22 protein-coding genes are annotated in these 21,036 nt (G+C 73.3%); 6 read left to right on the top strand and 16 right to left on the bottom strand.

Annotated elements, in window-relative coordinates:
• Positions 1-5 precede the first annotated feature (5 nt).
• The 9 genes from CK485_RS12005 to CK485_RS11965 all read right to left on the bottom strand — a co-directional run bounded on the left by CK485_RS12005 (position 6) and on the right by CK485_RS11965 (position 7,615).
• Positions 6-581, bottom strand: a complete 576-nt coding sequence (locus tag CK485_RS12005) for a biotin/lipoyl-containing protein (RefSeq protein WP_241968302.1) — start codon at positions 579-581, stop codon at positions 6-8.
• Positions 578-2,374, bottom strand: a complete 1,797-nt coding sequence (gene accD, locus CK485_RS12000) for an acetyl-CoA carboxylase, carboxyltransferase subunit beta (protein WP_109449799.1) — start codon at positions 2,372-2,374, stop codon at positions 578-580. Before accD ends, CK485_RS12005 begins: the two co-directional genes overlap by 4 nt.
• Positions 2,374-2,703, bottom strand: a complete 330-nt coding sequence (locus tag CK485_RS11995; RefSeq protein ID WP_109449797.1) for a TcmI family type II polyketide cyclase — start codon at positions 2,701-2,703, stop codon at positions 2,374-2,376. The genes accD and CK485_RS11995 overlap by 1 nt, the downstream gene beginning before the upstream one ends.
• The gene (locus tag CK485_RS11990; RefSeq protein WP_109449795.1) at positions 2,700-3,158 is read right to left on the bottom strand and encodes an SRPBCC family protein; all 459 of its coding nucleotides are present in this window, start codon (positions 3,156-3,158) and stop codon (positions 2,700-2,702) included. Before CK485_RS11990 ends, CK485_RS11995 begins: the two co-directional genes overlap by 4 nt.
• Before the next feature lies 1 nt (position 3,159).
• The gene (locus CK485_RS11985) at positions 3,160-3,417 is read right to left on the bottom strand and encodes an acyl carrier protein (protein WP_199239318.1); all 258 of its coding nucleotides are present in this window, start codon (positions 3,415-3,417) and stop codon (positions 3,160-3,162) included.
• Between the two features lie 69 nt (positions 3,418-3,486).
• Positions 3,487-4,704: a beta-ketoacyl synthase N-terminal-like domain-containing protein gene (locus CK485_RS11980; RefSeq protein ID WP_109449793.1), complete on the bottom strand. Its 1,218-nt coding sequence runs from the start codon at positions 4,702-4,704 to the stop codon at positions 3,487-3,489.
• Entirely contained in the window at positions 4,701-5,969 is a 1,269-nt protein-coding gene (locus CK485_RS11975; protein ID WP_109449791.1) for a beta-ketoacyl-[acyl-carrier-protein] synthase family protein, read from the bottom strand. Before CK485_RS11975 ends, CK485_RS11980 begins: the two co-directional genes overlap by 4 nt.
• On the bottom strand, positions 5,966-6,406 hold the full coding sequence (locus CK485_RS11970) for a cupin domain-containing protein (RefSeq protein ID WP_109452857.1): 441 nt from the start codon (positions 6,404-6,406) through the stop codon (positions 5,966-5,968). Before CK485_RS11970 ends, CK485_RS11975 begins: the two co-directional genes overlap by 4 nt.
• Before the next feature lie 105 nt (positions 6,407-6,511).
• Positions 6,512-7,615 carry a SchA/CurD-like domain-containing protein gene (locus CK485_RS11965; RefSeq protein WP_109449789.1) on the bottom strand — a complete coding sequence of 368 codons (1,104 nt, stop codon included), beginning with the start codon at positions 7,613-7,615 and terminating at the stop codon, positions 6,512-6,514.
• Positions 7,616-7,789: 174 nt separating this feature from the next.
• Between CK485_RS11965 and CK485_RS11960 the strand changes: the two genes are divergently transcribed.
• Positions 7,790-9,427, top strand: coding sequence for an FAD-dependent monooxygenase (locus tag CK485_RS11960; RefSeq protein WP_109449787.1), 1,638 nt, complete (start codon positions 7,790-7,792; stop codon positions 9,425-9,427).
• A gap of 24 nt (positions 9,428-9,451) precedes the next feature.
• On the opposite strand, the gene CK485_RS11955 is transcribed toward CK485_RS11960, so the two are convergent.
• Together CK485_RS11955 and CK485_RS11950 are read right to left on the bottom strand one after the other, a co-directional pair.
• Positions 9,452-10,675, bottom strand: coding sequence for a multicopper oxidase domain-containing protein (locus CK485_RS11955; protein ID WP_109449785.1), 1,224 nt, complete (start codon positions 10,673-10,675; stop codon positions 9,452-9,454).
• 102 nt (positions 10,676-10,777) lie between these two features.
• A complete protein-coding gene (locus tag CK485_RS11950; protein ID WP_109449777.1) occupies positions 10,778-11,479 on the bottom strand; it encodes a peptidylprolyl isomerase in 702 nt (233 codons plus the stop codon).
• A 199-nt stretch (positions 11,480-11,678) separates the two neighbouring features.
• On the opposite strand from CK485_RS11950, the gene CK485_RS11945 reads away from it, so the two are divergent.
• Positions 11,679-13,067, top strand: a complete 1,389-nt coding sequence (locus tag CK485_RS11945) for an acyclic terpene utilization AtuA family protein (protein ID WP_109449775.1) — start codon at positions 11,679-11,681, stop codon at positions 13,065-13,067.
• Positions 13,064-13,393, top strand: coding sequence for a DUF4387 domain-containing protein (locus tag CK485_RS11940; RefSeq protein ID WP_109449773.1), 330 nt, complete (start codon positions 13,064-13,066; stop codon positions 13,391-13,393). Before CK485_RS11945 ends, CK485_RS11940 begins: the two co-directional genes overlap by 4 nt.
• A 39-nt stretch (positions 13,394-13,432) precedes the next feature.
• Here CK485_RS11940 and CK485_RS11935 read toward each other — a convergent pair whose 3' ends face one another.
• The gene (locus CK485_RS11935; RefSeq protein WP_109449771.1) at positions 13,433-14,008 is read right to left on the bottom strand and encodes a hypothetical protein; all 576 of its coding nucleotides are present in this window, start codon (positions 14,006-14,008) and stop codon (positions 13,433-13,435) included.
• A 193-nt stretch (positions 14,009-14,201) separates the two neighbouring features.
• Here CK485_RS11935 and CK485_RS11930 point away from each other — a divergent pair, with 193 nt between their 5' ends.
• Positions 14,202-14,816: a DUF308 domain-containing protein gene (locus tag CK485_RS11930; protein ID WP_158288204.1), complete on the top strand. Its 615-nt coding sequence runs from the start codon at positions 14,202-14,204 to the stop codon at positions 14,814-14,816.
• A 120-nt stretch (positions 14,817-14,936) separates the two neighbouring features.
• Here CK485_RS11930 and CK485_RS11925 read toward each other — a convergent pair whose 3' ends face one another.
• Both CK485_RS11925 and CK485_RS11920 read right to left on the bottom strand, forming a co-directional pair.
• The gene (locus tag CK485_RS11925) at positions 14,937-16,658 is read right to left on the bottom strand and encodes an acyl-CoA dehydrogenase family protein (RefSeq protein ID WP_109449768.1); all 1,722 of its coding nucleotides are present in this window, start codon (positions 16,656-16,658) and stop codon (positions 14,937-14,939) included.
• 84 nt (positions 16,659-16,742) lie between these two features.
• On the bottom strand, positions 16,743-17,315 hold the full coding sequence (locus CK485_RS11920; protein WP_109449766.1) for a PadR family transcriptional regulator: 573 nt from the start codon (positions 17,313-17,315) through the stop codon (positions 16,743-16,745).
• A gap of 192 nt (positions 17,316-17,507) precedes the next feature.
• Here CK485_RS11920 and CK485_RS11915 point away from each other — a divergent pair, with 192 nt between their 5' ends.
• Positions 17,508-17,843: a DUF4326 domain-containing protein gene (locus tag CK485_RS11915; protein WP_109449764.1), complete on the top strand. Its 336-nt coding sequence runs from the start codon at positions 17,508-17,510 to the stop codon at positions 17,841-17,843.
• Positions 17,844-17,869: 26 nt separating this feature from the next.
• On the opposite strand, the gene CK485_RS11910 is transcribed toward CK485_RS11915, so the two are convergent.
• Both CK485_RS11910 and CK485_RS11905 read right to left on the bottom strand, forming a co-directional pair.
• Positions 17,870-19,027, bottom strand: a complete 1,158-nt coding sequence (locus CK485_RS11910; RefSeq protein WP_241968301.1) for a hypothetical protein — start codon at positions 19,025-19,027, stop codon at positions 17,870-17,872.
• 215 nt (positions 19,028-19,242) lie between these two features.
• A complete protein-coding gene (locus tag CK485_RS11905; RefSeq protein WP_109449762.1) occupies positions 19,243-19,653 on the bottom strand; it encodes a hypothetical protein in 411 nt (136 codons plus the stop codon).
• A gap of 173 nt (positions 19,654-19,826) precedes the next feature.
• Between CK485_RS11905 and CK485_RS11900 the strand changes: the two genes are divergently transcribed.
• On the top strand, positions 19,827-21,026 hold the full coding sequence (locus CK485_RS11900) for a hypothetical protein (RefSeq protein WP_241968300.1): 1,200 nt from the start codon (positions 19,827-19,829) through the stop codon (positions 21,024-21,026).
• Positions 21,027-21,036: the final 10 nt, after the last annotated feature.

The following is a 21,036-nucleotide window of genomic DNA, read 5'->3' as shown; positions in this document are numbered from 1 at the left end:
GCGGTTCACTCCCCCGTCGTCGTGGTGAGCGGTTCCAGCGCGATCAGGTGCTGTTGGTACTCGACGCCCTGGGCATCCTCGGCCAGGATCTCCACGACGCGTCCGGCGACGTCCGCCTCGATGGTGCTCGTCATCTTCATGACCTCCAGCACGCCGACCGGCTGCCCTGGCCGCACCACGTCACCGACCGATACGTACGCGGGCGCGCCGGGTTCCGGGGCGTGGTAGAAGGTGCCCACGCCGGGCGCGTCCACGTAGTGCCTGGTGTCCCGCGCGGGGGCGTCGGTCGCGGCGCCCTCCTGGCGGTCGACGGGGGCGGCGGGCGCGGCGGGTGCGGGCCCCGCGCGGTCGGCGGGTGGCGGGGTGGGCGGCGCCGTGGGCCACTCCACCTCCACGAAGGCCGTCCCGCTGCGCAGCCTGATCCGGCGCGGTGGCGCGTCGAAGGTGCGCGCGAGTTCGGCGACGCCCTGGCAGAGCCGCTCGACGTCGGCCTTACGGGGCGGGTGTTCGGGCCGCGGTTCGTGCTCGTCCAGCGGGGCGCGCACGATCGGTTCTGTCCACTTGTCCGTGTTGGTCTTCACCGTGGTGTCTCTTCCAGTCCGAAACGGTGGAATCGTTCGTGCCGGGCCCGCAGCAGTTGCTCGGCGTCCCAGGGCACCAGTCCCCCCAGGGTCGCGGTGAGCGCCCGGCCGAGCAGCGCGGCGGCCTCGGTGTGGTCCTCGTGCGCGCCGCCCTCGGGCTCCGGCACGACCCCGTCGACCACGCCGAGGCGCAGCAGGTCGCGGGCGTGCAGCCGCAGGGCGCTGGCGGCTTCCGGAGCCGCCTCGGCGTCCTTCCACAGGATCGCGGCGCAGCCCTCCGGGCTGATGACCGAGTAGATGCCGTTGACGCTGATCAGCACCCGGTCGGCGACGGCCAGGGCGAGCGCTCCGCCACTGCCGCCCTCGCCGGTGATCGCCGCGACGATGGGCACCGGCAGGCGGGACATCAGGCGCAGGTTCTCCGCGATGGCGACGGCCTGCCCGCCGGACTCGGCGTCGGCGCCGGGGTTGGCCCCGGGTGTGTCGATCAACGCGACGACGGGGAGGCCGAGTTTGGCGGCCATGCGCATCAGCCGCGCCGCCTTGCGGTAGCCCGCGGGGGTCGCCATGCCGAAGTGGTGGCGTTGCCGTTCGGCGAGGCGCGGGCCGCCCTTGTCGTGGCCGATGAGCATCACCGGCCGGCCGTCGAGCCGTCCGGGGCCGCCGATGAGCGCCGGGCAGTCGGCGGTGGAGCGGTCCCCGTGCAGTTCCTGGAAGTCCTCCAGCAGGTGTTCGGCGTACTGCGCCGTCGTGGGCCGGTCGGGGTGCCGGGCGAGCCGGACCGCCTCCCACGCCTCGCGCCTCGGCAGGTCCTCCATGCGCCGCAGCAACGCCTCGTCGCCGGGCGGCCGTTCGGCCCCGGGGTCGGTACCGGCCTCGGCGCCGGTGGGCTCCGGCCGGCCCGACGCCGGGCGGTCCGGGGCCACACGGTCCGGGCGGCCGGGCTCCGGCTTCGTTCCCGGTCGGCCCAGGGCCAGCAGGTTCGCCAGCCGCCCGCGCAGGGCGGCGCGCGGCACCACGTCGTCGACGAGCCCGTGGCCGAGCAGGAACTCCGCGGTCTGGAATCCGGCCGGTAGCCGCTCCCGGGTGGTCTGTTCGATGACCCGGGGCCCGGCGAACCCCAGTCGCGCGCCCGGTTCGGCGAGGATGACGTCGGCGAGGGTCGCGAACGAGGCGGCCACTCCCCCGTAGGTCGGGTCGGTGATCAGCGAGACGACCAGGATCCCGGCCTCGTCCAGGTCGGCGAGCGCCTGTGCGGTCTTGGCCATCTGCATGAGCGACAGCGCGCCCTCCTGCATCCGGGCCCCGCCGGAGGCGGTGACCAGCAGCAGCGGGACGCGCAGTCGCAGGCTGGTGCGGGCCGCGTCGGTGATGCGGGCGCCCACGCCGCAGCCGAGGCTGCCGCCGAGAAAGCGGAAGTCCATGACGGCCGCCACGACCGGCTGCCCCTGGATGGCACCGTGGGCGCACAGCACCGCCTCGTTCAGGTCGGTGACGTCCCTGGCCTCCGCCAGCCGGTCCGCGTACGGCTTGGTGTCGGTGAAGTCGAGCGGGTCGTGCGGCGGCCCCGCGCTCTCCAGCAGCCGCGCGGATCCGGGGTCGAGCAGGTACTCCATCCGGTCGCGGGCGGTGAGCCGGGCGTGCTCGCCGCACTCGGGGCAGACCCGGATGCCGCGTGCGAACCGCTTGCCGTAGATCAGCGTCTCGCATCCGTCGCAGCGCACCCAGGCCGGCACGGCGCGGCCGGGGGCCGCCCGCACCGCCGCGGTGGTCGTCTCGTTGCCGGAATCCATCACTCCTCCCGCTCCCACCGGTAGAACTCGCGGGCCATGGCGTCCTGCGGGGTGCGCCAGGTCGCCGGGTCGTACGGGGTGATGTGGGCGGCCAGGCGCTCGCTGACGTCGACGAAGGCCGGGTGCTCCCGGTGCCGGGCGACGCGGGGGCCCGGCGGCTCGTCGGCCTCCACGAGGTGGAGGTAGAGATCCTCGAACTGGAACAGGCTGCGTCCGCGGACCCCGATCAGCCCGGGCAGCGCGCCCCGGTCGGAATCGGCGAAGACCTGCGCGACGTCGGGAGCCGCCTGGGGTTCCATCCGGGCGACGATGAGGGTGCGGTACGTCATGCGGCCCGGTCCTTCCGCTCGGCGATCCGGTCGCTGATGAGGGCCATCTGGGTGCGGGAGTTGCGGTCGATCATCGCGGCCATGCCCGCGTCGTCCAGCGGGGCACCGGGTTTCATGGCGAAGTCCTGGGCCCAGCGCATCAGGGTTCCGCCGGGCACCTCCTCGTACTCCCAGCGGATGTCCATGAAGACGAACGGGCCGGTCTCCACCCGGTGGGCGCGCACCGTACGGCTTTCGCGGTCGGCGGTGCGCTCGGAGACCCAGCTCCACACCCGGCCCTGCTCGTCGGGGTGCATGGTGAGCCGGAAGGTGACGCGGTCGCCGTCGCGGGAGAGGATCTCCACGTCGGCGTACTCGCTGAACAGGTCCGTCCAGCCGGTCAGGTCGTTGGTGATCTCCCAGACCGTGTCGAACGGCGCGGGGACGGTGATCTCGTTCTCGGTGTGGGCGGCCATCTCACGACCCCTTCGTCAGCGAGGCGTTGACGGCTTCGACGAAGGCGTGCGGGGTCTTGCAGCCGTCGACGTCGCCGGCGATGGAGGTGCCGCGGCGGTTCTCCAACTCGCCGATGATGCCGAGCAGTCCGAGGGAGTCCAGGCCGTACTCGGCGAACGGGGTCTCCGGATCGCGTTCCAGGGCAGCCTGTTCGACGCGGACACCGGCGCTCGATTTCATCAGGCCGGACAGTTCCTCGTAGGTCAGCTGGCTGTTCACGGGTTCCTCCTTCGGTGGGGTCGTTTCGGGGTGTGAATGGCTTTGCGGATGTGGCCACTTGTGCTGACTTCAGGGCGCGGTGATCACCAGCGCGGCGTTGGATCCCATGAGCCCGCGGCTGAGGACGAGAGCGGTGCGCAGCTCGGCGGGGCGGGGCCGCTCGGTGACCAGGTCGATGTCGTGGCAGACCTCGTGCACGTGCGGGGTGGGCGGCACGGTGTCGTGCTCCAGGGCGAGCACGGCCGCGGCGGTGTCCAGCAGCGGGGCGCCGCAATAGGCCCGTCCGGTCCCGGTCTTGGGGGCCGTCACCGGTACCCGTGCGGCGTGCGGACCGAGCGCGTCGCGCAGGGCGAGCGCCTCGGCCCGGTCGGCCCACGGGGTGCCGAGCGCGTCGGCGAAGACGACGTCGACGTCGCGGGGCGCGAGGCGGGCGTCGTCCAGGGCGCCGCGGACGGCCCTGGCCAGCCCCTCGCGGGACTCCGCCCAGCGCGAGGCACCGGTGAACGTGGCGGCGTGCCCGGCGACGACGGCACGCGGAGTCGCCCCGCGATCGGCCGCGTCGCGAGCGTCCTCGACGACGAACATCGCGCCGCCCTCGGCCGGGGCGAACCCGCGGGCACTCGTGGTGAACGGCAGGTAGGCCCGGTCGGCGTCGGGGACGAGGCTCAACTCCTCGTAGCCGAGCTGGCAGACTCCCGAGTAGGGGGCGAGCGGTGCCTCCGCCGCGCCGACCACCACCGCGCGGGTGCCGCGCAGCAGGCTGCGGCGGGCGTGGGCGAGCGCGTCCAGGCCCCCCGCCTCGTCGGCGGCGACCACCCCGCACGGGCCCTTGAAGCCGCCGCGGATGGAGATCTGGCCGGTGCTGGCCGCGTAGAACCAGGCGATGGACTGGTACGGGCCGACGTGCCGGGAGCCGCGCCCCCACAACTTCTGCAGTTCTCGCTGCCCGAACTCGCCGCCTCCGGAACCGGCTGCGGTCACCACGGCGACGTCCAGCGGTGAGCCGTCCGGCGCGGGCGGTCCGGACTGGGCGAGGGCGAGGTCGGCGGCGGCCATCGCGAAGTGGGTGAACCGGTCGGTCTGGACGAGGTACCGCTCCTCGATCATCGCGGTGGCGTCGAATCCGCGGACCTGGCCGGCGATCCGCAATGGCAGTCCGTCGAAGCCGTCGCGCCCGATGGTGTCCAGGACGCTCACGCCCTCCTTGGTCGCCTTCCAGAAGGCGTCCGTCCCGATGCCGTTGGGCGCGACGACACCGATCCCGGTGATCACCGTCCGGCCGCTCATCGCCGGCTCCCCTCGGTGCGGCCGAGGACGACGGCGGACTGGAAGCCCCCGAACCCGCTGCCGACCGACAGCACGTTGCGCAGCCTCAACGGCCGTGCCTGGCGCGGCACGTAGTCCAGGTCGCACTCCGGGTCGGGCGTCTCGTAGTTCGCGGTCGGCGGGACGACGCCGTGGACGAGGGCCAGCACACAGGCGACGACCTCGATCGCGCCGATGGCGCCGAGCGAGTGCCCGACCATCGACTTGATGGAGCTCATCGGGGTGGTGCGGGCGTGTTCGCGCAGGGACCGTTTGACGGCGGCCGTCTCGTGCCGGTCGTTCTGCCGGGTCCCGGACCCGTGGGCGTTGACGTAGTCGACGTCGGTGGGATCCAGCCGCGCGTGCCGCAGTGCCTCGTCGATGGCCGCGGACATCTCCAGGCCCTCCCGGGTCAGGCCGGTCATGTGGTACGCGTTGCCGAAGGTGGCGTAGCCGCGGATCTCGCAGTGGATCCGGGCGCCGCGCCGCCTGGCGTGCTCCAGCTCCTCCAGGACGAGGACCGCGCCGCCCTCGCCCATGACGAACCCGTCGCGATGGGCGTCGAACGGGCGGGAGGCGTGGGCGGGGTCGTCGTTGTTGGGCGAGGTGGCCTTGATGGCGTCGAAGCACGCCACCGTGATGGGGGAGACGGGCGAGTCGGACGCCCCCGCGACGCACACCTCCGCGCGGCCTTCCTCGATGGTGTGGAACGCGTAGCCGATGGCGTCCAGGCCCGAGGTGCAGCCGGTGGAGACCGTCTGCACCGGGCCGTGCGCGCCCAGGCGTTCGGCCACTTCGGACGCGAGCGCGCTGGGGGCGAAGGCGCGGTGCAGATGCGGTCCCGCGCGGTCCGGGTCGACGTCCCAGCGCGCCCCGCGCTCGCTGACCGCGACGTAGTCGTGTTCCAGGCGGGTCGTGCCGCCGACCGCGGTGCCCAGGGACACCCCGAGCCGCCACGGGTCCTCGCCCGAGGTGTCGAGTCCGCTGTCGCGCATCGCCTCGTCGGCCGCGACCATCGCGAACTGCGTGTAGCGGTCGGCCCGTTGGGTGTCCTGGGTCGTCAGCCCGTGGGCGTAGGGGTCGAAGTCGCACTCGGCGGCGATCCGCGAGCGGAAGCCGGCGGGGTCGAAGAGCGTGATGCCACGGGTCGCGGTGCGTCCGGCGGTCAGCAGGTCCCAGAACGCGGGGACGCCCGCGCCGCCGGGGGCCACGACGCCGACGCCGGTGACGGCCACGCGCCGGTTCACGATGCCTCGCCTCCCGGCACTCGGGCGCCCTGTGGCGGGGGCGCGGGGGTCTCCTCGGTGTCGACGTGCCCGAGGTCCGGCCGGGGTGCCAGCGGTCCGAGGTGGAAGACCATGCGGGCGGGGCGGTCGCCGACGTTGCGGAACCGGTGCCGGGTCCCGATGGGCACCAGCAGCCCCTGGTCCGGCAGCAGCGGGTGCGGTGCGCCGTCGAGGTCGACTTCCAGGTCGCCGTGGACGACGTAGACGAACTCCTCGGAGTACGGGTGGTAGTGCTCACCGATGCGCTCTCCGGGGCCGATCAGCGCGACGCCCATGAATCCGCTGGTCGCGCCCACCGCCGAGGGGGTGAGCATGGCTCGCAGGTCGCCGCCGCGGCGGCGGTTGGGCGGGGTGTCGGCGAGGGTGACGATGCGGGGGGACTGGGGCGCGTCGTTCACGATCACTCCTCTGTCGGCGCGACGGTGCGCCGGCCGGGTGGGTCGGTCAGGCGGGTCGGCGGTCAGGGGGTTGTCGGTCAGGGGGCGGTCAGGGGTGCGGCGCGGTCAGCCGGTGGCCGCGCGGCGGTCGGTGATCAGCCGCATGTCGTGCGCGGCCAGGAGGCGCTCGGCGCCGTCCGCGCCGCGGGGAACGGACTCGGGCACCGGGTCGAGCAGCCGGGCCAGGACGGCGGCCTTGCGCGGACCGCTCGCGCCGATCGCGTCCGCCGGATGGTCCGCGGCCGCCTCGCGCAGGTCGACCAGGCGCACCACCAGGTCGTCGCGGAGGAAGACGGTGGCCGCCGCGACCGGGCCGTCCGGCCGCGCGGCGCCGCTCTCGTCGTGCCGCGCGAGGAGCCTGGCGACGGCCGTGCCGCAACCGGGCCTGGTCGGGTAGAGCAGGGCGTGCCGCCGCAGTCCTTCCGTGCGGTCGGCGGGGACGCCCACGTGGTGGACGGCGGGCAGCGCGGCTTTCGCGAAGAAGGTCCGCGCCGAGTTGGGGTCGCTCAGGTCCCGCTCCTGTTCCAGGTACGGGTCGATGGCCTTCTCGACGGCGCGCACCTCGGGCTGGGCGGCCACGTGCCGCAGGGCCCGCACGAGTTCGCCGCGCACCTCGACGGCGCGTACGACGCGGTTGCGGTGCATGAACAACGTGGTGCGGCACAGCCGTGTGGTGTCGTCGACCACCGGCTGCGGCGAGGTGTACCCGGCGAGGATGTCGGCGACAACCGGTTCGCTGCCGGGGCGGACGGTGAAGGTGATGGCGTGCCGCACCACACCGTCGCCGCGCCGGGGAGGGGCCGTGAGGTGTTCGGTCACCGCGATGCCGCCCGGCGTCTCGCGCATCACGCTGAAGCGCAATGACCGGGTGTCGCGCACGCACCCGTGCATCGGCTCCACCATCTCCAGGTGGACGGGGCTGTCGACCCAGGCCAGGAACGCCAGGGCGCTCTCCCACTCGCTGGTGATCAGCCACTGCGAGGGGTTCTCGATCGACTGGCACAACTGGTCGCTGAGGTGGCCGGGGACCGCGCTGACCCGGCGGGACATCTGCGCGTAGGCTTCCAGGAACCGGTCCTCCGCACCGCTGACGACGTCCACCAGCAGCACCACGCGGAGCCGGGAGTCGTCGAGGGCGGACTGCGAGACCGTGGTGGTCGGCGAAGTCATGCTCACCCTTCCGTCAACGTCGTCGCACACCGACTGTCGTCGATTGCCGAACCTCGATGGGGCCAAGGCTCACATGGTTCGACCATGGGCATATTCATCCGTTCGGCGCGATTTGTGTGAGCCATCCGGGTGAACCGCGAAACATTCAACGACAACGGGGTTATAGAGGCAGCCATGACCTCCACGCCCGCCCCGCACGTTCCCGTCCTCGTCGTCGGCGGCTCTTTGGTGGGGCTGTCCACCTCGGTCTTCCTCGGCCGGCTCGGCGTACGCCACCTGCTGGTCGAGAAGCACTCCGGCACCTCACGCCATCCCCGCGGCCGTGGCAACAACCTGCGCACGATGGAACTGTTCCGCGTTGCGGGCGCCGAGCCGATGATCCGCGAGGCCGCGTCCGTCCTGGCGGACAACCACGGCATCCTGCAGGCCTCGTCCCTCGCCGGGCAGGAGGGCGAGTGGCTCTTCAAGGACATGGACCCCGGCCGCGCGCTGGGCCGGATCAGTCCCACCGGCTGGTGCCTGTGCAGTCAGAACGACCTGGAGCCGGTGCTGCTGCGGTACGCGGCGCAGTTGGGCGGTGACATCCGCTTCGGCACGGAGCTGGTGTCCTTCGAGCAGGACGACGAGGGCGTGACCGCCGTGCTCCTCGACCGGGGCACCGGTCGTCGGCGGACCGTGCGCACCGACTACCTCGTGGCGGCCGACGGTCCGCGCAGCGGGGTGCGCGAGCGGCTGGGCATCGGGCAGTCGGGCAGCGGTGAGCTGTTCGCGAACGTCAGCGTGACGTTCCGGGCCAAGCGGCTGGCCGACACCGTGGGCGAGCGCCGCTTCATCGCCTGCTACCTGACAGGTGGCGCGGCCGAGGGCGTGCTGCTGCCGGTCGACAACCGCGAGAACTGGGTCTTCCACGCCCCCTGGCGCCCCGGGGACGGCGAGACGCTGGAGGACTTCACCGACGAGCGGTGCGCGGCGCACATTCGCGCCGCGGTGGGCGTGCCCGACCTGGAGGTCGAGATCACCGGGAAGGCTCCGTGGCGGGCCGCCGAGAGGGTGGCGGACCGGTACGCACACGGACGCGTCCTGCTCGTCGGGGACGCCGTCCACGAGATGTCCCCCACCGGCGCGTTCGGCTCCAACACCGGCATCCAGGACGCCCACAACCTCGCGTGGAAGCTGGCCGCGGTCCTGGACGGCTGGGCGGGCCGGGGGCTGCTGGAGACCTACGAGCGGGAACGCCGCCCGGTGGCGGTCGCGACCGCCGAGCGCGCCTCCGCCCGCTCCGCCGAGCACAGCCACCCCGGATACGCGCCGCCGCCGGGCGGCGGTCCGCGCAAGGGCGTGCTCGTGGTCGCCCTGGGCTACCGCTATCAGGACGGCGCCGTGCTCGGCACCGATGCGTCGGCGCCGGTGGTGCCGGAGGAGTTCCGCCCGGTCGGCGAGCCCGGGGGCCGCGCACCGCACCTGTGGGTGACGGACCCGAGCGGCGGGCGCCGGTCCACGCTGGACGCGTACGAGCGTCGCATGACACTGCTGGCGGGCGACGGGGAGGCCGGCGAGCGCTGGCGGAAGGTCGCGGACGCGGTGGCCGCACGGCTCGGCGTCCCTCTGGTCTGCCACCGCCTGGGCACCGGACCCGACGCGGACTTCGTCACCGAGGGGGACGCCGACTGGGCGGCCTCGCACGGGACGACGCCGGAAGGGGCGGTGCTGGTGCGGCCGGACGGCTTCATCGCCTGGCGCGCGCCCGGTGCGGTGCCGGACCCGGAGACGGAGCTGGCCGGTGCGCTGCGGACGCTGCTGAGCCGGACCTGACGGGAGCCGCGCCGCGCGGCCCGGTCACAGCACGCGGTAGCGGGTGGACATGCCGCCGATCATGTGCTCGTCGACGTGGCAGTGGAAGAGCCAGATGCCGGGGTCGTCGGGGCGCATGTCGGCGGTGACGGTCGTGGCGGGCAGGAGCTGGACGGTGTCCTCGCGGTGGCCGTGGACCAGGACGGTGTTGCCGTGCCAGTGCGGGGTGTGCGCGTCCCGGGCGCCGCCCATGTCCAGGACGTACCAGCGCACCCGTGAGCCGCGCTCGAGGGTGAGCGCCGGGTGGTCCTCGCTCGTGCCGCTCGGGCCGTTGCCGAAGAGATAACCGTTGATGGTCTCCTTGCGGTTGGAGTTCTGGAAGGCGGTGTCCGACGGGTCGAGCCTTTGGCCGCGTCCGAAGCGGGCGATGTTGTCCTTCAGGTACGGGCTGGAGTTCTCGTCGAACTCGGTGAACAGGGCGAAGACCTCGCGGTCGACGTCGCAGGGTGCCGCGTCGGCGGTCGCCGCGTCCGCGCGGGTCACCACGATGGGCCCGGTCAGCCCGGACTGGACGCCGGGGACGCCCATGTCCGCGCTGTGGTCGTGGTAGAGCCACACGACCGACGAGGGGTCGCCGGGGCCGGGGCCCGCTCGGTCGGGCACCTGCCAGCGGTAGGTGAACGTGGCGCCGGGGGCCACCGCGTCACCCGGCCTGCCCGCCGTCGCGGAGCCGTCGTCGTACTGCGCGCCCTCGTTGGCCCCGGTGTAGAAAACGCCGTGCGGGTGCATCGAGGCGGGGAACGGGGTGTTGTTGCGGAACACCACCTCGACGGTGTCGCCGACGCGCGCCCGGACCACCGGACCGAGGATCCCCGAGAAGCCGTCGTCGTCCGGGCCGGTGTACCGCTCGGTGAACGTGGCGTCGGTGTAGCGCCGGTAGCGGGACTTGAGGTAGGCCGGGCCGAGCCGCCCGGGCCCGGGCAGCGCCACGCGTGCCTGCGTCGCGTCGAACGGCCGCCCGTCGATCAGGTCGCGGCCCTGCGGGGCGTAGTTCCACACGACGGTGTCGGCGGCGACGAAGTAGGTCCGCGTGCGGGCGGTGACGGGGTGTGCGGTGGCTGGGCGCGCTGTGGCGGTGCGGTGCGCGGCGGGGCGCGCGGCGGCCCGGTGCGCCGGACCGGGCGCGGGAGCCGCCGCGATCGCCCCGCCGCCCAGTCCGGCGACCCAGCTCAGGACACGACGACGGGAGTGATCCGTGGGGACGACCATGGTTTCGACGGTAGGTGACCCGTGCCGGTGCCGCTCAGGGAAGCGTCCGATGCGGTGACCGGGTCCCCCGGGCGGGCGTGCGGCCGTCCCGCGCGGCCGCGGTCAGTGCGCGGTGATCCGGACGTGCCGGATGCCGACCGGGAGGGTGGGGAAGCCGTCGCCGGGCGCGTTCTGGTCGTCCTCACCGGCCCGGGCGATCTTCAGCAGCACGTCCATGCCGCCGGTCACCGTGCCGAACGGCGTGTAGTCGGGCGGCAGTTGGGTGTCCTTCCAGACGAAGAAGAACTGGCTTCCGTTGGTGTTCGGTCCGGCGTTCGCCATCGCCACGGTGCCGGCCGGGTAGGTCGCGCCGGTGAGGTTCTCGTCCTTGAAGGAGTAACCGGGGCCGCCGCTCCCGGTGCCGGTCGGGTCGCCGCACTGCAGCACGTAGATGTGCTGGGTGGTGAGCCGGTGGCAGTGGGTGCCGTCGAAGTAGTGCCGCTGCGCCAGGAAGCGGAACGAGAAGGTGGTGCAGGGCGCCTTCGCGGTCAGCGCCCGCACCGTGATCGGGCCCTGGCTGGTGCTCAGCCGGGCGGTGTACGGCTTGGCGGCCTCGGTCGCGGCGAAGACCGGGATGCCCTTGAAGCGGTCGGCGGGCACCGCGGGGGTGAAGCCGCAGGGCGAGTCCGTGGTGTCCGCGGCGCGTACGTGATGGGGTGCCAGGGCCAGGGTGTGCGGCGCCGAACCGCTGTCGGCGGACGCGACCCCGGACACGCCGAGGACGAGGGCGGCCGCGGCGACGAGTGACAACCGTCTGCGGTTCATGGGCGGACCTCCGGGTCGGGGATGTTGTCATGTCCCGGAAGTCCTGCCCAAGGGCGCTGCCGCCCAAGCGCCGCGCCGGGCGGCGGCGACGGGGGGCGGACGCGGACGCCGCGTGCGATCACGGGTAGCCGGGGCGCTTCCCGGGAAACAGCAGGAAGCACGAGCGAAGGGAAGGCGCGTGACGGCGAGAAAGGCTGCGATGGACGAGATCCGCGTGCTGGCCCCCACGGCGATCCTCGGGTACGGCTTCCCCGACGCGTCGTTCGAGGCCGGGGTGGCCCGGCGACCGCACGTCATCGCCGTGGACGCCGGATCCACCGACCCCGGCCCGTACTACCTGGGCGCCGGGCGCTCGTTCACCGACCGCGCCGCGGTCAGGCGCGACCTCGAACGGATCCTGGCCGCGGCCCACCGGCTGCGCGTACCCGTCGTGGTGGGGTCGGCGGGCGGCGCGGGCGCCAAGCCTCACCTGGACTGGCTGTGCCGGATCGCCGAGGAGATCGTCCGCGAACAGGGGACCACCCCGCGCGTCGCGGTCATCCCGGCCGATGTCGACAAGGCGACCGTGATCGAGGCGCTGCGGAAGGGCAGGATCCGTCCCGTCCCGCACGGCCCCGCCCTGACGGAGGAACAGGTCCTCGCCAGCACCCGCCTCGTCGGGCAGATGGGCGCGGAACCGATCACGGCCGCGCTGCGCGACGGCGCCGACGTGATGCTCGCAGGACGGGCCTACGACCCGGCGGTCTTCGCCGCGCTCCCCCTGCTGCACGGCTTCGATCCGGGCCCTGCGTTGCACATGAGCAAGATCCTGGAGTGCGCGGCGATCGCCGCCTCCCCCGGCAGCGGTGGCGACTGCATGCTGGGCACGCTGCGTGCCGACCACTTCGTGGTGGAACCGCTCAGCCCCGACCGCCGCTGCACCCCCGCCTCGGTGGCGGCGCACACGTTGTACGAGAAGAGCGACCCGGCGCGGCTGCCGGGGCCCGGCGGGTGCCTTCTGCTGGACGACTGCGTGTTCGAGCCGGAGGGCGACCGCGCGGTGCGGGTCAGCGGCTCGCGGCACGTGGAACAGCCGTACACCGTCAAGCTGGAGGGCGCCCGGCTGCGCGGCTACCGCACGGTGTCGATCGCGGGGGCGCGCGACCCGTTCTTCCTCCGCGAGCTGGACGGGATCGTGAAGGCGGTACGGGAGCGGACCGCCGACAACTTCCCCGGCATTCCGGCGGGCTCCTACGACCTGCTGGTGCGGGTGTACGGAGGCGACGGCTGCATGGGGCCGCTGGAGCCGACCCCGGCGCCCGTGGGCCACGAGGTCGGCATCGTGATCGAGGCGGTGGCGGGCGAGCAGGCCCTGGCCGACACCCTGTGCGCGTTCGCCCGCTCCACGATGCTGCACCTGGGCTACCCGGGCCGTATCTCCACGGCCGGCAACCTCGCCTTCCCGTACTCGCCCTCGGACCTCCACGCGGGCGAGGTCTACGAGTGGAGCGTGTACCACCTGATGGAGGTCGACGATCCGGGCGCGCTGTTCCCGGTCCGCTCCTCCACCTGGCGGCAGCAACCCTCCGACCTTCAAGGAGCGCCGTGACCGCCCTCGTCCCCGTCGCCGAACTCGCCGACGTCGTCCGCAGCAAGAACGCGGGGCCCTACGAACTCACCCTGGACATCGTCTTCACCCGGCGCGAGCAGTTCGATCTGGTGGCGCGGGAGCGGGCGATCAGCAAGGAGTGGGTCGCCGAGGCGTACGGCGTGCCGGTGGCCGACGTCGCCGAGCCGGTCTACTACGCGCCGGCCAGGGCGGTGAAGATCACCTTGCGCAGGCCGCTGGTGTCCGGCGACATCGGCGAGACCGACGTCTACGGTGCCCAGCAGCACGGGCCGCTGCTCGCCCTGAGACTTCCGGCGGCGCCGTGACGGACGCGGCAGGGCGCGGCGGTCTCTGGCGGCCCGCCGTCACCGGCCGGGCTCGGGCCCGTCGGTGGCCGGGGGCAGTTCCTCGCCGCGGGCGAGGACACGCAGGGAGGACACCAGGCCCGTGTCGCGCATGCTGGTCAGCTGCCAGGCGCGGCCGATCCCCAGCAGCAGGTCGGCGATGACGATGTAGCTGAGCACCTCCCCGCCGGTCCGGTCGGACGGGTCGCCCAGCAGCAGGACGCCGCCGTACGCCTCGAAGCCCGCGATCACCAGCAGTCCGGCGGCGAGGGTGAAGTGCTGGCGCCGGCCCCGCTGGTGGCGGCCCTCGGTGACGCCGGAGCGCGCGGTGGCGGCGGCGAAGGCGGCGATGAAGGCGCTCCCGAGCACCGCCCAGTAGCCGAGCGAGCCCTGCGGCACCAGCGCCACCAGCGACAGCACCAGCGCGTTGGTGAAGACCAGCAGCGCCGCGGACGCGCGGACCCGGAACTCCACCTGCGTCTCGACGCGGTGCGCACGCTCCGGTGCGACGGTGATGGCCACGAACAGCAGCCCGATCAGCGCGCCGCTCGCGCCGGCGGACGCGGTGAAGAACTCGCGGAACGCCTCAGGGATCACTCCCGCACCATAACGAACGGTCCGTCCCGGGCCGGTCGGCCACGCTGTGTGGCCCATGACCGGCGGACCGTGGCGAGGCGCGCCCGCAGGTGTCCTCCGGCCGCAGGACCCGGGACCTTCGGCCCTGTGGCGGCGGCGGACCGTGCGATGGCATGGGACGCACCAGCCATGGGATCTCTCAAGGAGGCCTGAGATGGACCGCACCTCCCCCTCGACCGGGGACCCGCACGACGTGATGGCCAGGGCCGGTGGCCACTGGGGCATGATGCTCACGTTCTCGCTGCTGACGCTCGCGGCCGGGGTGCTGGCCGTCGCCTGGCCCGGCCGGACCGTGCACGTGATCGCGGTGCTCTTCGGCATCCAGCTGCTCGTCGTCGCGGGGTACGAGTTCTTCCGCGCGTTCGCCACGGACGACACCGGGATCAAGGTGCTGCGGATCCTGATGGCGACCTTCTCGCTGTTCGCCGGGATCCTCGTGCTGCGCCACCCGTTCCAGACCGTCGCGCTGATCGTGCTGGTGCTGGGCGTGCTGTGGACGGCGACAGGGCTGGTGAACATGTTCACCGCGATCAGTGACCGGGCCTCGCCGCACCGGGCCCCGATGATCGTCGGCGGCGTGATCACCTTCGTCGCGGGGATCGTCCTGCTGAGCTTCCCCGCTCCGACGGTGTTCGCCGTGGCCATGCTGCTGGGCCTCATGCTCATCGTGGTGGGACTGCTGGGCGCGACCAGCGCCTTCGAGCTGCGGGCCGCCACCCACGGCCACCGGCCGCGCCGGCACCACGCGCACCACGCGCCCGCGCTCTGAGCGGTCCTCGCGGGCCGGACGTGGGACGGGCGGAGGCCGCCGGCGGCCTCCGCCCGTCCCACGCTCAAGGACGTGCCGCAGGGGGCGCGTCACGCGGGGCGCGTCGTCACACGGGGCGCGTCACGGACGCATCTCGTACGCGCCCGACAGTTCCTCGACGCGGGACCACACGCGCGCCGAGCGCTCCGGGTCCGCGGCCGGGCGGCGCACCGCGGCGAGCGCCCACCTCTGCTGCGCCGCGGTCGCGGAGTCCTTGCCGTGCAGTTCCACCGCGTAGGCGGAGAAGTCGCGGACCAGGATGCCGAACAGCTCGTCCAGCACGTCCTCGTCGAGACCGGTCAGCCGGGCCTGCTCCAGCACCAGGTGACCGTAGACGACGAGCGCGAACAGCTGGCCGACCGCGAGCAGCAGGTCGAGGTCCTTGCTCTGCTCCTCGTCCGGCGCCGCCGTGGTCACGAACTCGCACAGCGCGTCGGCCTGCCCGCGGAAGACGGCGACGTTGGGCAGGTGCGCGCGGTCGTCGTAGGCGGCGCGCCAGTCGTGGAACCGCACCGCGCCCAGACCGCGCGCCGGGCCCTGCCGGAACAGGAAGTCGTCGTCGGCCTCGTCGAGGCGGCGGGGGACCGCCGGGTACTCGGCCGGGGCCAGCAGGTAGTTGCCCATGAACTTCAGGATCAGGGCCAGGTTGACGTGGACCGTGCCCTCCAGCTTGGGCAGACCGCGGATCTCGGTCGCCGCCTGGGCGAAGTAGGTGTCCTTCTCGAAGCCCTTGGCGGCGATGACGTCCCACATCAGGTCGATGACCTTCTCGCCCTCGGTCGTCACCTTCATCTTCGTCATGGGGTTGAAGAGCAGGTAGCGCCGGTCCTCGGGGCCGGCGGAGCGGAAGTAGTCCACCGAGCGGTCGCTGAACAGCTTCATGCCCACCAGGCGCGCGTACGCGTCCGTCAACTCCCGTCGCACGTGCGGGAAATCGGTCACCCGTCGGCCGTAGAGCACCCGGTTGTGGGCGTGCGTGACCGCCTCGTACATGGCGTGCTCGCAGATGCCGACGGAGGCGGTGCACAGGTTGAACTTGCCGACGTTGACCGTGTTGAGCGCGGCGTCGAACGCGGCGCGGCCGGTGTGCAGCACGTCCCGCTGCCGCACCGGGTAGTCCTCCAGACGGAACTCGCTGACGTACTTGGAGGAGTCGACGACGTTCTTGACCAGGTGGTACGCGGGGTGGCGGCTGTCGGCTGCGAAGAAGACGTAGCCGTCCGGGCCCTCGACGTCGGCACGGCGGCCGAAGACGGAGACCAGGCCGGCCGCGTTGCCGTTGCCTATGTAGTACTTCGAGCCGCTGGCGGTGAATCCGCCGTCGCCGTCGGGGGTGAGCACCATGTCGGTGGAGTAGATGTCGGCGCCGTGGGTGCGCTCCGACAGGCCGAACGCGAACACCTCGCCCTCGTCGAGGAGTTGGGCCGCCCGCTCGCGCGCCTCGGCGTTGTCGCTCTGCCAGACCGGGCCGAGGCCGAGGATGGTGACCTGCCACGCGTACCAGTAGTCGAGCCCGTAGAAGCCGAAGATCTCGTTGAGCGCGGCGACGCGCGCGGTGTCCCAGCGCTTGTCGCCGTCGCCACCGGCCTGCGCCGCCGGGGTGAGGAAGGTGGCGAAGAGCTTCTCCTTGGCGGAGAAGGCGAGGAAGTCCTCCAGCCAGGCGCGGTTGCGGTAGTCCTCGATCAGCTTGCGCTTGCCGCGCTCCTCGAACCAGTCGACCGTGGCGCGCAGCAGACGCCGCGTCTCGGGGTCGAAGTGCGCCGGGTCGTAGGTGTGCGGGTTGAACAGCAGGGCGTCGGCCATGTGCGCAGCGCCTTCCTGGGTGAGGGTTCGTCGGGGGTGCGAGTTCGGGGTACGAGTTCAGGTGCGACCTTGAGTGACGGAGCGTCAGCTCTGGTCCTGGCCACCCGCCGTGCGGGCGCCGGCGAGGCGCCGCAGGGTGGCGAGCACGTCGTCCAGCCACTCCAGCGTCATCCGCTCGTAGGCGATGCCGCCGCGCAGGACGACGTGCTGGAGCTCCTCGCCCTCGGTCGGCTCCACGCCTTCGGGGAAGTCGCGCCGCTCCCCCGCGAGGTAGCGCGCGAGGCGGTCGGCGTGGGCCGCCCGGTGGCGTTCGGTCTCCGCGATCAGGGCGGCCGGATCGCCGTAGGCGGCGCCGCGGATCTTCACCGCGAGGCTGTGCCGTACCGACTCCGGCTCGACCGGCTCGGCCATCCACGCGGACAGCGCGGCCCGGCCCGGGGCGGCGACGGAGTGGACCTTCTTGTCGGGCCGCCCGTCCTGCGGGACGTCCCGCGCGTCGATCCACCCGTCGGCCTCCATGCGCTTGAGGACGCGGTAGATCTGCTGGTGGGTCGCGGTCCAGAAGTACCCGATGGACCGGTCGAACCGCCGGGCCAGCTCGTAGCCGGACCCCGGCTTCTCCAGCAGGGAGACGAGGATGGCGTGCTCCAGTGCCATGCCCGCATCCTGGTATGCAACTCGTTGCATAGGCAAGGGCGACCGGGACGGATGAGACGGTTGTCACGCCCGCCCGGCCGCAGGGCACGCCCGGTCGGGCCCCGCGCGCACTCCTGCCACAACCGGTGGACGCCGACCGCCTCGTGGCGCGGCTCGTAGCGCATGGGCGCCGGCGCGTCGCACGATGGGCATATGGGCAGGACAGCCGCGCGCCGGAAGAGGACCACCGTCGTCAACCTCAAAGGCCATCGCGACGACCCGGACTACGCGGACGTGGTCTACGTCGGCCGCGCGATGCACCGGGGCGGCTGGCACCTGGCGGCGTCCCCGTTCGCCTGCCCGTACCGGCCGGGCCCTGACGGGACCCGCGAGGAGGTGGTGGAGCGGTACCGCGCCTACCTCCTGGACCGGCCCGACCTGCTGGCCCTCCTGCCCGGGCTGCGCGGCCGGCGGCTGGGCTGCTGGTGCGTGCCGCTGCCCTGCCACGCACAGGTCATCGCCGAACTCGCGGACGCCGGCCGGTCATAGCCACCGCCCCCTCCGGCCGGCGGGGCTCAGGGCGGGCCGGAGCCGTTCAGCCAGCAGGCCCCGTACAGGGCGGATCCGACGGCCAGACAGCACACCACGGCCGTCCGGGTGACCGGCCCTCGGCGCCCAAGCGCCCCCGCGAGCGGGAGGAGCAGTCCGAACGCCGGAAGCAGCAGCCGGGGTTTCGACCCGAAGTACCCGGCGGTGGTGAGCGCCAGCAGCAGCATGACGCCGGTGTACACCTGGAGCGCCAACGGGTACCGGTCGCGCCATCCCAGCCAGTGGCACCACAGCAGCACCGCCACGCCCGCGGCCAGTGCGAGCCCGGCGGCGGCATCGCCGCTCGTCAGCAGACGTACGGCGAACCGCGCGAACGACAGCCCGCCGTCGATGCCGTTGCCCCAGCCCCGTTGGACGTCCAGGTAGCCGAACGGCCGCCCGGTCGTGAACGCCACCCACACGACGTAGCCGACGCCACCGGCCGGCGCGAGGACCACGGCGGCGGTGCGAACGGCCACCCGGCCCGTGCCCCGCCCCGGCCACACCGCGCCGGCGACGACGGCCGCCGCCACGGCCAGTCCGGCCGGCCGGGTCAGCCCCGCGAGGCAGGCGAGGGCTGCCGCGCCCAGCCAGCGGCGTTCCGCGAGGTGGACGAGGGCCCAGGCCGCGAGCGCCGTGAAGAGCGACTCGCTGTACGCCATCGATTCCACGACGCCGACCGGCACCGCGGCCCACGACACCGCCGCGAGAAACGCGCCGCGTCCACCGAGCACGCCGTCCGCGACGCGGAAGACGCCCGCGGCGGCGAAGGCGCAGGCCACCGTGCTGACCGCGACCCCGGCGGCGGCCGCGCCGAGCGCGCCGACGAGGCCGGAGAGCGTCCGTTCCAGCCAGGGCAGCAGGGGGAAGAACGACAGGTCGGACAGCACGCGCCCGTCGCCGAGCCGCAGGTGGTATCCGTAGCCGTACTCGGCGACCCGCGCGTACCACAGGGAATCCCATCGTCCGGCCAGCAGCCGTTGCGGCGCCTGGCCGCCGAACGCCCGGAAGAGGGCCAGCATCCCGACGCCCAGCAGCCGGACCGCCAGCACACACACCACCGCGGGCATCGCCCGCCGCACGGTGCCGCCCGGCCGCTCCAGCCGCACGGCACCGGGCGAACGGACCACCCGCACGTCTCCCACCCGCTGGTCCTTCCTCCGGCCGGCCGCACCGGCACGGTGACGCCGCCGATATCACCTGTCCGCCGCACAGGGGGACGGCTCCGGGACATGGGAACGCCTCCAGGTCGGCCGCCCTGGAGGCGTTCCTCAGCCGGGGTGACGTGATGCGAGGACGGATCCGATGACGACGGTCGCGGAGGGGGTGCCGTGCGCTGCGCGGGCCCGACGGGATCGGGTCAGCGGTCGTCGCCCTTGCCGGACTCGTCCTGCGGGTCCACACCGGTGTAGGCCGAGGCGTCCTTGGTGCCGCTGGGCCGCTGGGAGCGACCACGGGTCCCCGCGTCGCGGTGGCCCTTCTGGCCGGACCCGCGGGCGTGCTGCTCACCGCTCTTCGTGGGGCTCTGCCCGGTCCTGCTCGACGGTTCCATGCTGCGCTCGCGCGCCCGGTCCCGCTCCGACGGGTCCGTGCGCTGCGTCTCGTCGGCGTCCGGCGCGTACTGGTCGGCGTGGAAGGAGCGGTGTGCGCTCGGGTTGTCCTGCTGGCGCTCGGCGTCGACATCGGGCGCCCAGCCGTGCTGGTCTGTGCCCTTGTACCGGCTCGGGCCCTCGCCGTGCGTGGGATGCGAACGCTTGGGCGTCTTCGACATGAGTGTGTTCCTCCTCCTGGCGGCCCCCACGTACCCCACCCTCCCACTCGCACCGCGCCGTGGCATCCGCGACGTCTCCGCTGGTTGCCGGCGAAGAGGTCGCGGTATTCCGTGGACCGCGCGGGGGAGAAGTCATCGGGTGCGGGAAGGCCGTGCGACGAGCGGGAGGTGGCGTGGCGGAACAAACGGTGGGCGCGGCGGGACGTGGCACGGATCGCCGGGACCGGGCGCTGGCCTGGCTGAACCGGGCCGTGCGGGTGCCGGGCCACGAGCGGCACACGGTGCTGCTGGTCGGCAAGAGTGTGGTGGCGGCAGCCCTGGCGTGGTTCGTCGCGCATGACGTGCTGCACGCGCGGTCGCCCGCGTTCGCGCCGTTCTCGGCCGTGCTGATCATGAACGTGACGTTGTACGAGTCGCTGCGGCAGGCGGCCCTGTACGTGGGAGCGGTCGCCATCGGGGTGCTCGTTCAGGCCGGGATCGGGTTCGTCGCGGGGCCGCGGCTGCTGGCGTTCGTGCTGCTGGCCGCGATCACCCTTTCCATCGAGCGATGGCCCGTTCTGAGGTCGCAACGCGCCCAGGTCTCCACCGCCGCGTTCTTCGCGTTCGCCACCTATGTCTCCACGGCGGGGGCGGCGCAGAAGGCGGTGCAGTTGGGCTGGATCGTGGTGCTGGTCCTTCTGGGCTGCTCGATCGGTGTCGCGGTCAACCTGTTCGTCGCACCACCGCTGCGCTACCGCAGCGCCGAGTACGCCATCCAGTCGCTCGCGGCCGCCGTCGACGCCCTGTTGCGCGAACTCGCGCCGGCGCTGCGCGAAGGGCGGCTCGAAGGCCAGGAGACGCAGCGGCTCGGCGAACTCGCGCTGCACGCCGAGGGGTTGATCGCCCAGGCCCGCTCCGCCGTGGAGACCGCGCAGCAGAGCGTGTGGTTCAATCCCCGCCGCTTCCTGCCGCGCCACCGCGCCCGCACCTCGTTCGACCGCTACCGGTCAGTGATCAACGCTCTGGAGCGCGTCACGTACCAGCTCTCGTCACTGGTGCGCGCGCTGCGGCAGTGGGAGGAGCCCGAGAGCCTTCCCTACCAGGACCTGCTGAGCCGGTACGCGGACTTCCTCGACGACGTCGACGGCATGATGCGCGTCCTGGCCGGGATCGACGAGGACGCGCTGGCGGCCCAGGCCTCGCGGCTGGCGGAGCTGGCCGACCGTGCGGAGGACGAGCGCCGCCGGGTCGCCGAGCAGGCGGACGCCGACCACCTCCCGCTGTCCGATCCCGCCCGGCCCTACGGAATCCTCGTGGTCGAGGCCAGCCGGATCATGGAAGAACTGCGCAACACCAGCGACGCGCTCGCCGCAGCGGCCCGAGCGCGCGGCTAGGGACGGCCGC

This window comes from Streptomyces sp. ICBB 8177 (assembly GCF_003144095.1).
Taxonomy (GTDB): Bacteria; Actinomycetota; Actinomycetes; order Streptomycetales; family Streptomycetaceae; genus Streptantibioticus_D.
Note: the sequence above shows the minus strand (reverse complement) of the source record. Positions and strands in the feature narration are given on the sequence as shown.

Bases quoted from the DNA above. Each gene is read 5' to 3' on its own strand.
- accD (WP_109449799.1), bottom strand. From the start codon at position 2,374: ATGGATTCCGGCAACGAGACGACCACCGCGGCGGTGCGGGCGGCCCCC.
- CK485_RS11995 (WP_109449797.1), bottom strand. From the start codon at position 2,703: ATGACGTACCGCACCCTCATCGTCGCCCGGATGGAACCCCAGGCGGCT.
- CK485_RS11990 (WP_109449795.1), bottom strand. From the start codon at position 3,158: ATGGCCGCCCACACCGAGAACGAGATCACCGTCCCCGCGCCGTTCGAC.
- CK485_RS11980 (WP_109449793.1), bottom strand. From the start codon at position 4,704: ATGAGCGGCCGGACGGTGATCACCGGGATCGGTGTCGTCGCGCCCAAC.
- CK485_RS11965 (WP_109449789.1), bottom strand. From the start codon at position 7,615: ATGACTTCGCCGACCACCACGGTCTCGCAGTCCGCCCTCGACGACTCC.
- CK485_RS11960 (WP_109449787.1), top strand. From the start codon at position 7,790: ATGACCTCCACGCCCGCCCCGCACGTTCCCGTCCTCGTCGTCGGCGGC.
- CK485_RS11955 (WP_109449785.1), bottom strand. From the start codon at position 10,675: ATGGTCGTCCCCACGGATCACTCCCGTCGTCGTGTCCTGAGCTGGGTC.
- CK485_RS11950 (WP_109449777.1), bottom strand. From the start codon at position 11,479: ATGAACCGCAGACGGTTGTCACTCGTCGCCGCGGCCGCCCTCGTCCTC.
- CK485_RS11945 (WP_109449775.1), top strand. From the start codon at position 11,679: ATGGACGAGATCCGCGTGCTGGCCCCCACGGCGATCCTCGGGTACGGC.
- CK485_RS11930 (WP_158288204.1), top strand. From the start codon at position 14,202: ATGGACCGCACCTCCCCCTCGACCGGGGACCCGCACGACGTGATGGCC.
- CK485_RS11925 (WP_109449768.1), bottom strand. From the start codon at position 16,658: ATGGCCGACGCCCTGCTGTTCAACCCGCACACCTACGACCCGGCGCAC.
- CK485_RS11920 (WP_109449766.1), bottom strand. From the start codon at position 17,315: ATGGCACTGGAGCACGCCATCCTCGTCTCCCTGCTGGAGAAGCCGGGG.
- CK485_RS11915 (WP_109449764.1), top strand. From the start codon at position 17,508: ATGGGCAGGACAGCCGCGCGCCGGAAGAGGACCACCGTCGTCAACCTC.
- CK485_RS11905 (WP_109449762.1), bottom strand. From the start codon at position 19,653: ATGTCGAAGACGCCCAAGCGTTCGCATCCCACGCACGGCGAGGGCCCG.